Annotated in this window: 9 protein-coding genes and 5 pseudogenes; 9 read left to right on the top strand and 5 right to left on the bottom strand. The window is 68.2% G+C overall.

Annotated elements, in window-relative coordinates; translation table 11 throughout:
• Positions 1-17 precede the first annotated feature (17 nt).
• Positions 18-461, bottom strand: a pseudogene (locus tag IDM45_RS01140) (hypothetical protein); the annotation flags it as partial.
• A 363-nt stretch (positions 462-824) separates the two neighbouring features.
• Between IDM45_RS01140 and xdhC the strand changes: the two are divergent.
• The 6 genes and pseudogenes from xdhC to IDM45_RS01170 all read left to right on the top strand — a co-directional run bounded on the left by xdhC (position 825) and on the right by IDM45_RS01170 (position 7763).
• Positions 825-1802, top strand: a complete 978-nt coding sequence (xdhC, locus tag IDM45_RS01145; protein WP_209421280.1) for a xanthine dehydrogenase accessory protein XdhC — start codon at positions 825-827, stop codon at positions 1800-1802.
• A 144-nt stretch (positions 1803-1946) separates the two neighbouring features.
• A complete protein-coding gene (locus tag IDM45_RS01150) occupies positions 1947-3179 on the top strand; it encodes a urate hydroxylase PuuD (protein ID WP_209421281.1) in 1233 nt (410 codons plus the stop codon).
• 102 nt (positions 3180-3281) lie between these two features.
• Positions 3282-4562, top strand: a complete 1281-nt coding sequence (gene guaD, locus IDM45_RS01155; RefSeq protein ID WP_209421282.1) for a guanine deaminase — start codon at positions 3282-3284, stop codon at positions 4560-4562.
• Between the two features lie 134 nt (positions 4563-4696).
• Positions 4697-5263, top strand: coding sequence for a dCTP deaminase (gene dcd, locus IDM45_RS01160; RefSeq protein ID WP_209421283.1), 567 nt, complete (start codon positions 4697-4699; stop codon positions 5261-5263).
• 94 nt (positions 5264-5357) lie between these two features.
• Positions 5358-6227 carry a KPN_02809 family neutral zinc metallopeptidase gene (ypfJ, locus tag IDM45_RS01165; protein ID WP_209421284.1) on the top strand — a complete coding sequence of 290 codons (870 nt, stop codon included), beginning with the start codon at positions 5358-5360 and terminating at the stop codon, positions 6225-6227.
• A 40-nt stretch (positions 6228-6267) separates the two neighbouring features.
• Positions 6268-7763: pseudogene (locus tag IDM45_RS01170) on the top strand (DEAD/DEAH box helicase).
• Between the two features lie 91 nt (positions 7764-7854).
• On the opposite strand, the gene IDM45_RS17395 reads toward IDM45_RS01170, so the two are convergent.
• From IDM45_RS17395 to IDM45_RS01185, 3 genes and pseudogenes are all read right to left on the bottom strand, one after another.
• On the bottom strand, positions 7855-8076 hold the full coding sequence (locus IDM45_RS17395) for a nitrous oxide reductase accessory protein NosL (RefSeq protein ID WP_325168997.1): 222 nt from the start codon (positions 8074-8076) through the stop codon (positions 7855-7857).
• Positions 8071-8828, bottom strand: a pseudogene (locus tag IDM45_RS01180) (right-handed parallel beta-helix repeat-containing protein); the annotation flags it as partial. The pseudogene IDM45_RS01180 and the gene IDM45_RS17395, both read right to left, overlap by 6 nt.
• Positions 8825-9787, bottom strand: a pseudogene (locus IDM45_RS01185) (4Fe-4S binding protein); the annotation flags it as partial. The pseudogenes IDM45_RS01180 and IDM45_RS01185, both read right to left, overlap by 4 nt.
• A gap of 125 nt (positions 9788-9912) precedes the next feature.
• Between IDM45_RS01185 and IDM45_RS17400 the strand changes: the two are divergent.
• Together IDM45_RS17400 and IDM45_RS17405 are read left to right on the top strand one after the other, a co-directional pair.
• A pseudogene (locus IDM45_RS17400) lies at positions 9913-10191 on the top strand (FAD:protein FMN transferase); the annotation flags it as partial.
• 77 nt (positions 10192-10268) lie between these two features.
• Positions 10269-10454 (top strand): hypothetical protein, encoded by a 186-nt coding sequence (locus tag IDM45_RS17405; RefSeq protein WP_232653625.1) that lies wholly within the window; start codon positions 10269-10271, stop codon positions 10452-10454.
• Positions 10455-10458: 4 nt separating this feature from the next.
• Here IDM45_RS17405 and IDM45_RS01195 read toward each other — a convergent pair whose 3' ends face one another.
• Entirely contained in the window at positions 10459-11301 is an 843-nt protein-coding gene (locus IDM45_RS01195) for a symmetrical bis(5'-nucleosyl)-tetraphosphatase (RefSeq protein WP_209421285.1), read from the bottom strand.
• A 198-nt stretch (positions 11302-11499) separates the two neighbouring features.
• Between IDM45_RS01195 and IDM45_RS01200 the strand changes: the two genes are divergently transcribed.
• On the top strand, positions 11500-11805 hold the full coding sequence (locus IDM45_RS01200) for an H-NS histone family protein (RefSeq protein WP_209421286.1): 306 nt from the start codon (positions 11500-11502) through the stop codon (positions 11803-11805).
• The last annotated feature ends 195 nt before the right edge of the window (positions 11806-12000 follow it).

Below are 12000 nucleotides of genomic sequence, written 5' to 3' on the forward strand. Positions count from 1 at the left end.
TCCTCGTCCTCGCTGCCCAGCTGGCCTTCGGTCAGCGTGTCGAGCTGGAAGCGCCCGGACTCGTCCCATAGCCAGGTGTCGGTATAGGTGACCTGGCCCAGGTGCAGCGGCGCCGGCCAGGGCGCGGCGGCGCGCACCGTGCGCTCGATCTCCAGCACCACTTCGGGCGCGTGGCGTGGCCGGCGCAGCCAGTCCAGGCCCAGCACCCGGCCCTGGGCGTCGAGCTGCACGTCGAGCACGCCGATGGCGTGCAGCAGCGGCGGCAGCGGCCCCGGGTAGATGCGGGCGGCGTTGCGGGCATAGATGTGGCGGGCGGCGTCCTGGCGGTAGTCCAGGGCGGTGCGGGCCAGCGATGGAGCCGGGAGCGCCGCCCGGACGCTGCCTGCCTGAAGCGCGGCAGGGGCTGGCGATGCGCCATCGGTCTGCGCCGGCACGGCGCCCGATGCGGTGCGCCGCCACAGGCGCCGCAGCAGGGCCGCCAGCCAGGCGCCCGGCCCGCTGCGGCGGCCCGGAGCATCAGAGTGGGGGCAGGGGAGGGGGAAGAGGAGGGCATCGGACGCAGAACGTGGCGGTGGCTATGCTGAGAGCGTATTCACGATCCCCGCGCGGGTGCGCGGGCGCGGCCTCGGGCGGTCTGCGGCGTTGCAAATCCTCGCGATAGCACGGGCTATCGCTGCGGTTTGCGCCTGGCAGCCCATCCCGATCCGCACTCGCGCCCCTGCGCGCGGAGATCGTGGACACGCTCTGACAGCCACGCCAGTGGGCGCAGCCAGCCCGCAGTGTCCAGCATCCGGAAGAAGCCAGAAAGCAGAAGGGACGATCTCATGACAGGCGCGCACCATATCCCCGCCATCGCCCATCCCGCCTTGCCTGCCAGCCCCACCACTCCCGCTGGCGCCAGCCCTGCGCTGGCAGCCACCAGCGCCGTCGCCCCCCTGCGGCAACTGCTGCACAGCTTGCAGGCCGGCCCGGCCTGCCTGGTGACGGTGGAGGCCACCCAAGGCTCGGTGCCGCGCGAGGCCGGCACCTGGATGGCACTGGCTGGCGCTGTGCCGGGCGCGCCGGGGGCGCCCGAGCTTCTCATGGGCACCATAGGCGGCGGGCACCTGGAGTTTGCCGCGCTGGCGCAGGCGCGCCGGCTGCTGCAGCTGCACCTGGCGGGCGAGGCGCCGCCGGCCATCGCGCTGCGCCAGGCGCTGGGGCCAAGCCTGGGCCAGTGCTGCGGCGGCGTGGTGCAGTTGCGCCTGGAGTGTGTCACCCAGGCCGACGCGCCGGCGCTGCGCGAGCGCCTGGCGCCCGAGCTGCAGCCGGTGGCGCTGTTCGGCGGCGGCCACGTCGGCCATGCGCTGGCGCGGGCGCTGGCGCCGCTGCCCTTTGCCCTGCACTGGATAGACAGCCGCGACGGCGTATTCGACGCCGCCGGCGCGCCCGAGGCGCTGTGCGAGCACTCCGAGCCGGTGCAGGCTGCCGTGCCCACGCTGCGCCCGCAGTCGCTGGTGCTGATCATGAGCTTCAGCCATGCGGAAGACCTGGACATCGTCGCCGCCTGCCTGCTGCGCCAGCGCGCCCGGGGCGATCTGCCCTTCATCGGCCTGATCGGCAGCCGCACCAAGTGGGCCACCTTCCGCCATCGGCTGGAAGCACGCGGCTTCAGCGAGGCCGAGCTGGCCCAGGTGACTTGCCCCATCGGCCTGCCCGGCATCACCGGCAAGCAGCCCGAGGTCATCGCCGTTGCCGTGGCGGCGCAGCTGCTGCAGCACTGGAGCGCCCTGCAGATGCCGGCAGCGGCGGCATCCGGGTGACTACCAAGCCGGTAGCCTCCAAAAATTGCATACACTTCGTGTCCACAAAAACCGGTCGCAGCGGTGCCGGGCGTCCAGCCCTGGTGCGCGGCCTGCCATGTCCTGCTCAGAGCGCCCGCAGTGGTGAGCAGTCGAAGGAATGCCATGGAAAGCTATCTCCTGGACTGGGCCAACCTGCTGCTGCGCTGGTTGCACGTCATCACCGCCATCGCCTGGGTGGGCTCGTCGTTCTATTTCGTCTTCCTGGACAGCAGCCTGACGCCGCCGGTCGATGAGCACCTGAAACGCCAGGGCGTGAACGGCGAACTGTGGGCCGTACACGGCGGGGGCTTTTATCACCCCGTCAAATACAACGTCTCGCCGCCCAAGCTGCCCGAGCACCTGCACTGGTTCTTCTGGGAGAGCTACACCACCTGGCTGTCGGGCTTTGCGCTGCTGTCGGTGTCGTACCTGTGGAATGCCGGCATCTACTTGGTCAACCCGGCCAACCCGCTGATGTCGCCGACCATGGCCATCATCGCGGCGCTGGCCTTTCTGGTGGTGTTCTGGCTGTTGTACGACGCCATCTGCCGCGTCTTCGGCCAGCGCGAGGGGGGCGATGCCACTGTCGGCGCGCTGGTGCTGGTACTGGTGTGCATCGCCGCCTATCTGGCCTGCCACATCTTCCCTGGCCAGGCGGCGTTTTTGCTGATGGGCGCCATGCTGGCCACCTCCATGAGCGCCAACGTGTTCTTCTGGATCATCCCCGGCCAGCGCAAGGTGGTGGCCTCGCTCAAGGCCGGCCAGCCGGTTGACCCGATCCACGGCAAGCGCGGCAAGCAGCGCAGCGTACACAACACCTACTTCACGCTGCCGGTGCTGTTTGCCATGCTGTCGAACCACTATGGCTGGCTCTACAACCACGAGCTGAACTGGCTGGTGCTGATCCTGATGATGTTCGCTGGCGCCGCCATCCGCCAGTTCTTCGTCATGCGCCACGGCTTCAAGCTGGGCCGCAACCCGCACCCCTGGCCCTACGCTGCCGTGGGTGTGGCAGTGCTGTTGGGTGTGCTGGCCTGGCTCAAGCCGGCGCCGGCTGCCCCTGCCGCCGCTGCGGCCACGGCTGCCACCAACGCAGCGCCAGCCGCCGAGGGCGCGGGCTTTGCCGCCGTCAACGCCCTGATCACCCAGCACTGCGTGGTCTGCCACGGCAGCGCCATCGCGCAGAAGAACGTGCGCCTGGACTCGGCGCCCGAGGTCAAGGCGCACGCGCAGCAGATCTACCAGCAGGTGGTGCAGCTGAAGAAGATGCCGTTTGGCAACCCCGGCGCGCTGAGCGAGGAGGAGCGCGGCGTGTTCAAGCGCTGGTTCGAGGGCGGCGCGCCCACGGCCCAGTAGGGCCGGGTGGCCGGCAGCAGGTGGCTGGGCCGCGCCGAGCGTATGGCCTCCATCACCCGATTGGCATGACGCCGGCGCCCGCGCCCCGTACAGTCGGCTGCCATGCACCTCTACCGATCTGCCCTGCTGCGCTTTGCCGATGATGGCCGCGCCCTGTATGACGAGGACGGCCTGCTGGCCACCGCGCCCGACGCGCGCGGCGTGCAGCGCATCGTCGCCGCCGGCCCCTGGTCGGCGCTGGCTGCCGGGTACGCCGGCAGCGGCGCGGCGCTGACGCACTGGCCGGGCCGCGTCATCGCGCCGGGCTTCGTCGATCTGCACATCCACTTTCCGCAGACCGACGTGATCGGCTCGCCCGCTGCAGGCCTGCTGCCCTGGCTGGAGCACTACACCTTCCCGCACGAGTCGCGCTTTGCCGATCCGCAGCACGCCGCCGAGGTGGCGGATTTCTTCCTCGACGAGCTGGCGCGCAACGGCGTGACCACGGCGCTCACTTTTGCCACTTCGCACCCGCAGGCTGTCGATGCGCTGATGCGCCAGGCCCAGGCGCGCCGCCTGCGCCTGATCGCCGGCAAGGTGCTGCAGGATCGGCATTCACCGGATGGCGTGCGCGACGCGACCGAGCAAAGCCTGCTGGACACCGAGGCGCTGATCGCGCGCTGGCACGGCACGGGTCGCCTGGGCTACGCCATCACGCCGCGCTTTGCGCCCACCAGCACGCCGGCGCAATTGGCCGGCGCGGGCGAGATCGCGGCACGCCACCCCGGCGTCTGGATCCAGTCGCATGTGGCGGAAAACCTCGACGAAGTGCGCTGGGCGCGCGAGTTGTTCCCGGCGTCCCGCAGCTATCTGGGCGTCTATGGCGACTTCGGCCTGCTGCGCGAACGCGCCATCTACGCCCACTGCATCCATCTGGACGACGCCGACCGGGCGCTGATGCGCGAAACCGGCGCGGCAGCAGCCGTCAGCCCCACCAGCAACCTGTTCCTGGGCAGCGGCTTTTTCGACTACGTGGCCGCCGAGCGCGCCGGGATGCGCTACGGCCTGGCCAGCGACGTGGGCGGGGGTACCAGTTTCAGCCCGTTTCGCACCATGCTGGCCGCCTATTGCGTGGGGCGCGAGGGGCAGACCAAGGCTGGCGTATCGCTCACGCCCGAACAGCTGTGGTGGCAGCACACGGCGGGCGCGGCGCAGGCGCTGGGCCTGGCCGGCGTGGTCGGCAATCTGCAGCCGGGCTGCGAGGCCGATTTCATCGTGCTGAACCCCGCCGCCACGCCGCTGCTGGCGCGGCGCACGCAGGCCGCGCAAAACCTGGCCGAGCTGCTGTTTGCCATGATCGTGCTGGGCGATGATCGGCTGATAGAGCGCACCGTCATTGCCTGAGCTGGTGTCTGAATCGGGCTGGGATTTTTGGTCAAAACAGCCTCTTTCCCTTACCAGGCAAGCGCAAACAGCTATCATTCTGATAGTTTTATACCCATCTTTTTATCCCATCCGCGCCAGGAGTTGAGCCCGCTATGAGCATCAAGAGCGACAAATGGATCCGCCGCATGGCCGAGCAGCACGGCATGATCGAGCCTTTCGAGCCTGGCCAGATCCGCGAGCAGGGCGGCCGCAAGGTCATCAGCTACGGCACCAGCAGCTACGGCTACGACATCCGCTGCGCGCGTGAATTCAAGGTCTTCACCAACATCCACAGCACGGTCGTCGATCCCAAGCATTTCGACGAAAAGAGCTTCGTCGATTTCGAGGGCGACCACTGCATCATCCCGCCCAACAGCTTCGCCCTGGCGCGCACGGTGGAGTACTTTCGCATCCCGCGCGACGTGCTGACCATCTGCCTGGGCAAGAGCACCTATGCGCGCTGCGGCATCATCGTCAACGTCACGCCCTTCGAGCCGGAGTGGGAGGGCTATGTGACGCTGGAGTTTTCCAACACCACGCCGCTGCCGGCCAAGATCTACGCCGGCGAGGGCTGCGCGCAGGTGCTGTTCTTCCAGGGCGACGAGGAGTGCGAGGTCAGCTACCGCGACCGCAACGGCAAGTACCAGGGCCAGCACGGCGTGACACTGCCGCGCGCCTGAGTCCTGCCTGAGCAATAGGCTGACGCCGCACAGTCCCTGCCTGGACGTAGCATGGCGGCTTCGCGCCGCGTGCGCTGCATGAAAGAGACTCGCCATGAGATGGGAAGGCAACCGCGAATCTGACAACGTCGAAGACCGCCGCAGCGGCGGCGGGGGCGGCCTGATCGGCGGGCGCAGCATCGGCATCGGCACAGTGGTCGTGGCGCTGATCGGCTGGGGCGTGTTCGGCATCAATCCGCTCACCACCATCAGCGTGCTGTCGGGCGCTGGCGGCGGCGCGCCGCAGGTGCAGCAAGGCCCGGCGCAGCGCCCGCCCGAGGGCGACCGGCAGGCAGCCTTCGTCTCCACCGTGCTGGCCTCGACCGAGGACGTGTGGGCGCAGGTCTTCAGCCAGGGCGGGGCGCGCTACCAGGCGCCCAAGCTGGTGCTGTTTCGCGGCGCCACGCCCACGGCCTGCGGCACCGGCCAAAGCGCCATGGGGCCGTTTTACTGCCCGGGCGACCACAAGGTCTATCTGGACATGGATTTCTTCGACACCATGAGCCGCCAGCTCGGCGCGCCGGGCGAGTTTGCCCGCGCCTATGTGGTGGCGCACGAGGTCGGCCACCACGTGCAGACCCTGCTGGGCACGACAGCCAAGGTGGATGGCCTGCGCGGGCGCGTCAGCCAGCGCGAGCAAAACGCCATGTCGGTGCGCCTGGAGCTGCAGGCCGACTGCTACGCCGGCCTGTGGGCGCGGCACTCGCAACAGGCGCGCAACTGGCTGGAGGCGGGCGACATCGAGTCCGCCATCAACGCCGCCCAGCAGATCGGCGACGACACGCTGCAGCGCAAGCAGACCGGCGCCGTGCGCCCGGACGCCTTCACGCACGGCTCCAGCGCCCAGCGCGTGCGCTGGTTCGAGCAGGGCTACAAGAGCGGCAGTGTGCAGTCCTGCGACACTTTCAACACCTCTGCCCTTTGACACTGGCCGTTTTTTGTTGCAATGCGACAATAGCGGCTTGATGACACAAGCATATTCAAGCCTCGCGCTGGCTGAACCCCTCAAGCGCGCCGTGGCCGACATGGGCTACGAGAACATGACCCCATCCAGGCCCAGGCCATCCCGGTCGTGCTGACCGGCCAGGACGTGATGGGCGCCGCGCAGACCGGCACCGGCAAGACGGCGGCCTTCTCCCTGCCGCTGCTGCAGCGCCTGCTCAAGCACGAAAACGCCTCGGCCTCGCCGGCGCGCCACCCGGTGCGCGCCCTGGTGCTGCTGCCCACGCGCGAGCTGGCCGACCAGGTGGCCCAGCAGATCGCCCAGTACGCCAAGTACACCAGGCTGCGCAGCACCGTGGTCTTCGGCGGCATGGACATGAAGCCGCAGACGCTGGAGCTGAAAAAAGGCGTCGAAGTCCTGGTGGCCACGCCCGGGCGGCTGCTCGACCACATCGAGGCCAAGAACGCCGTCCTCAACCAGGTCGAGTATGTGGTGCTGGACGAGGCCGACCGGATGCTGGACATCGGCTTTCTGCCCGACCTGCAGCGCATCCTGTCCTACCTGCCCAAGCAGCGCACGACGCTGCTGTTCTCCGCCACCTTCTCGCCCGAGATCAAGCGCCTGGCTGGCAGCTACCTGCAAAACCCGGTGGTCATCGAGGTGGCCCGGCCCAACGAGACCGCTTCGACGGTGGAGCAGCGCTTTTTCAGTGCCGACGGCGATGACAAGCGCCGCGCCATCCGCAAGGTGCTGAAAGAGCGCGACCTGCGCCAGGCCTTCGTCTTCGTCAACAGCAAGCTGGGCTGCGCGCGCCTGGCGCGGGCGCTGGAGCGCGACGGCCTGAAGACCGCCGCCCTGCACGGCGACAAGAGCCAGGACGAGCGCCTGAAGGCCCTGGACGCCTTCAAGGCCGGCGAGGTCGATCTGCTGGTGTGTACCGACGTGGCCGCGCGCGGCCTGGACATCAAGGACGTGCCGGCGGTCTTCAACTACGACGTGCCCTTCAACGCCGAGGATTACGTACACCGCATCGGTCGCACCGGCCGTGCTGGCGCCTCGGGCCTGGCGGTCACGCTGGTGGCGGGCAGCGATGCGCGCCTGGTGGCCGACATCGAAAAGCTCATCAAGAAGAAGATCGAGGTCGAACCCATTGCGCTGGAGGGCGAGCGCCCGCGTGGCCGCTTCGGCGAGGGCCGCCATGAGAGCCGACACGAAGGCCGCCCCGAGGGCCGCCGCTCCTGGCGCGAGAGCGAGGATTGCGCCGCGCATGGCGCGCCGCGCAGCACGCGCCACGGCGGCTACCGGCCGCCCGCTGCGGCGCGCGACCCCTTCTTCGAGCGGCCCTATGAACCCAGCGCAGTCACCGACTCCCCGGCCAGCTGGGAGGCGACGACGCGCAGCAATCCGGGGCGCGGCAACATCTCGGCCAACATCAAGCCCCGGCGCAAGGTGGCGGCGCTGTTCAAGGCGCCAATGCAAGTGCCGGTGGAGGCTCCGGTCGAGGTGCCGCAGGACTGAAGGCCTGAGTTTCAATCGTCAAATAAGCTGCCAGCCCTTGCCAGTCAAGCGCTGACAGCTATATTTTCAGTAGCGAACATGGTCTTCGGTTTCAGTGTGCGCCGTGCCCGCCACTGCCGGCCAGAGCAGCAATGACGGCGCCATCGACCTGCCCATAGGCCAGCACCCGGCCACCGCGCCGCCGGGCAAAGGCCTGAGCCGCCGCGCGCGTGGCAAAGGCCGGCAGGTTGCCCGCACGCATCGGGCCGCGCGCGTCCGAGCCATGCACGTACAGGCGCAGCGCCTGTACCGCAGGGCTGGCCAGCAGCAGCATGATGCCGTGGTCGGAATTGCCCCAGGCGCGGTTGCCGCGCACCTCCTGGTGGCGCACCTCCATCAGTGCAGGCCGCCGCGGTTGTAGTAGCTGTCGTTGTCCTCCCACAGGTTGTAGTAGGAGTTCATGTAGTGCGTGCCGTAGCGGCTGTGGTGCAGCTTGTTGCCTTTGAACAGGGCGTTGTGCGAGACGTCCACGTACAGCGCGTCGCGCACGAAGCTGATCTCGTTGTTGAGAATCCTGGCGCGCCTGGTGTTGTACAGCTGCACGCCGTTGCCGCGCTGGGGCGAGGCGTACTCGCGCTTGCCGGTGATGTTGTTGTGCTCGATCAGCACGTCGTCGGCTTTTTCTATCCACAGGCCGAACAGGTTGTAGGCCAGGTCGCAGCGGCGCACGATGGCGCGGTGCGCGCCGGGGTAGATATAGATGCCGGCGTTCTGATCCTTGAGGTCGTCGCCCGAGTCGCGCACGATCAGGCCCTCGATGAGCACGTCGGTCGCCGTCACGCGGATGGTGTCGCCCTGGTTGCCGCCGCTGATGGTGGGGCGATCCAGGCCGCGCAGGGTCAGCGGCTTGTCGATCAGCAAATTGGCGCGGTAGTGGCCGCGCTCGATCTGCACCACGTCGCCGGGCTGGGCCGCCTGTACGGCGGCGGTCAGGTCGTCGCCCGGGCGCACCGTCAGGGTGGCGGCCTGCGCGGCCCCGGCGATCCACAGCGCCAGGGCGGCGATCCAGGTGGACTTGGCTCTCATGCAATCAGCCAGCCCAGCGCCTTGAGGGCCAGGAACAATGCCGCACCAATCATCAGATTCTTGAAGCCCACGTAGCTGATCATGTCGAAGACGCCGGAAACCCGGTAATTGTCGCGCCACCACGGGCCGTCCTTGACGTAGCGCCGGCCCGACAGGCGGATCAGCACCTCATAGACGCTCCAGCCGAACCACCAGCCGATGATGGCGCCCGAGGACAGGTGGCCCATGGCGGTGAGCACCCAGGCCAGCGTGGCCGCCACAGCCAGCGACAGGCCGGCGATCTGCAGCGCGCGCTGGCTGCGCCAGCCCTCGGCACTCCAGGGCCACAGGTGGTCGCGCAGCTCCAGCATCAGCCACTGGAGGAGGCCCGCGCCCTGCTTGTGCGCCGGCAGGGTGGGGTTGGTCGGCATACGTGGATCGACGCCGTCCCGGGCCTTGGGCAGGATTTGATCCTCGGCCCTGGCTGGGTAGATCGGGATGAAGTAGCCGTTCTTGCCGATGGGGGTCAGCTCCAGGCCGTCCTTTTCGCGGCGCTTGCGCTCGCGCGCCAGGGGCGGGCAGCCCTTGGTGTCGGTGTACAAAATCATGCAGTCCAGGCAGTGCAGGCACTCGCGGTGGTCGATGCGGCCATCTTCGTCGATGGCCTGGGCGCCGCAGCCCACGGCGCAGGCCTTGCAGCTGTTGCAGTCCTGCTTGCGCTTCAAGCCAAACCAGCGGAAGGTGCTGGGCATGGCCAGCGAGGCGCCCAGCGGGCACAGGTATTTGCAAAATGGCCGCTCGATAAAGATCGAGATGCCCAGCAGCACCGCCACGAACAGGCTGTAGGGCCAGGCGCGGTTGGTGACGCCCACCAGGAAGGTGGTCTTGAAGGACTCGACCTCGGCCAGCTTCTCGGCCAGGCCCATGGAGAACATGGACACCGTCAGCAGCGCGAAGAAGATGGTGTACTTGAGCCACTTTCCGGGCGCGCGCAGTGGACGCGCCGCAGCTTTGCGCTGGCGCTGCCGCTGCTGGCTGGCGCCCCCAGCTGGCGCTGGCAGCGCCCGCCGGTGCGCCCGCCGTTGCCCGGCAGTCGCGCGAGTTGATGGGAACGCGCGTGGACATTGCCATACCGCTGGCGGGTGCTGCCTTGCAGCGGGACGCAGACGCGGCCATGGCGCGCGCCTTTGCCGAGATGCAGCGCCTGGAGGCGCTGATGAGCCGCTATCGCCCGGACAGTGAGGTGGCGCGCATCGGCGCTGCTGCTGGCCGCGCTCCCGTGCGCGTGTCGCCCGAAGTGATGGCTGTCCTGCGCACCGCGCAGCAGTTGCACCGTGCAAGTGCCGGTGCCTCCGACCCGACGATCGGTGCCCTGCAGGGCTGGCGCTTCGAGCCCGGCGCGCAGGCCGTGCCGCAGGCGCGGGAAATCAATCGTGCTGGCCAACCGAGCGGGTGCATGGCGTGGCCCTGGTGGCCCGCAGCGTGGCCGATGTCAACGGCTGGGGCGCTGCCCTCATGGTGCAGGGGCCGAGCGCAGGGGCCGCCTGGTCTGCGCGTCACCCTGAGATCGGCATCCTGCTGGTGGACGCCCAGGGGCGCCGCTTCATGTCAACAGGCATGGCGGCCCGTCTGAAGCAGAATATCTGACGGCTCATCCGGGAGCCTGCGCCTGGGGGCAGCGCACCTGAAAGAACTCCCGCTCATCAAGAGTTGCCCCCAGGCGGACTGCGCTCAGCGCACCGCCCCACACACAGCCTGTATCCAGCCCCAGAAGATGCGGGCGATCGAGCAGGCCCAGGGTTGACCAGTGGCCGAATGCAATCAGCGTGTCGGCACTGCGGCGCCCAGGTGCCTCGAACCAGGGCACCAGGCCGGCTGGGGCCTGCTGTGCGCTCTCGGCGCTGTCGAAGTCCATGTGGCCCTGCGGCGTGCAAAAGCGCAGCCGCGTCAAGGCGTTGACGATGACGCGCAGACGCCCGGCACCGGCCAGCCCATCGCTCCAGACTGCCGGCTCGTTGCCGTACATCTGCGCCAGAAAATCGGGCAGTTGTGCGCTCTGCAGCACCTGCTGCACCTGCCCGGCCAGCTCCAGCACCAGGGCGGCATCCCATTGCGGCAGCACTCCGGCGTGCAGGGTGAGAAACGCGCCGCCGCCGTGTTCCACCCGCCGCGCCAAGGGCTGGCGGCGCAGCCATTGCAGCAGCTCGGCGCAGTCCGGCGCCTGCAGGATGCTCTCCAGCGTGTCGCGCCGCGAGGGTTTGCGCGCGCCGTGCGCCACGGCCAGCAAATGCAGGTCGTGATTGCCCAGCACCGGAAAGACGCTGTCCTCCAGGGTGCGGCAGTGGCGCAGCACCTGGGCTGACTGCGGCCCCCGATTGACCAGATCGCCCAGCAGATAAAGCCTGTCGCGGCTGGGCGAAAAACCGATTTCCGCCAGCATCCGCTCGAATGCGTCATGGCAGCCCTGCAAGTCGCCCATGCAATAGACACTCATATCGTTCCTTGGTATCGGTTATCCGGGAATCACGCCAGGTGGCAGGTCAATGCCCGATCCGCCCCTGGCGTGATTATTCATCTGGCTGCCTCCGGGAATGCCTTGAAGGCAGGCATGGAAGAATTTCATTTCGATGCGCTTTTGAATGGCTATAATCGGCTCGCCAAATCACTTTAACCAACACTTGTGAGTGCCATCATGAATGAAGAAGTCAGCTACCGCGAATTGCTCAAGGAGCGCGAGGCGCTGGAGCAGCGAATCAAGGAAGCGCATCGACGCGAAGTCAGCGCTGCCGTTGCCCGCGTGCGTGAAATAGTGACGGAATTCAACCTGACTGCCCAGGATGTATTCCCCGCAGGCAAGCCCTCGGTGCGCTCTGCTGCAGCTGATAGCCCCAAGGTGGCGCCCAAATACCGCGATCCGGCCACTGGCAAGACCTGGACGGGCCGGGGCAAGCCGCCGCGCTGGATCCAGAACCAGGATCGCGAGCAATTCGCCATTTGAGCACAAGGCATTGCGCCTGCGCCGGCAACCTCTGCACCCAAGCCCGCCATGCGCGGGCTTTTGTGTATGCGCTGCCTTTGCATTCCTGCTGTGGCCAATAGGCTTATCACAACTGCAGTGCTGGGGTTTGCGGCTTCTACGTAGGCCTGGGGCCTGTACCCAGGTCGGATGCCGGCGGCTTTCCCGCCGATACGC

It is taken from the genome of Melaminivora jejuensis, from assembly GCF_017811175.1.
In the GTDB taxonomy this organism is placed as follows: domain Bacteria; phylum Pseudomonadota; class Gammaproteobacteria; order Burkholderiales; family Burkholderiaceae_C; genus Melaminivora; species Melaminivora jejuensis.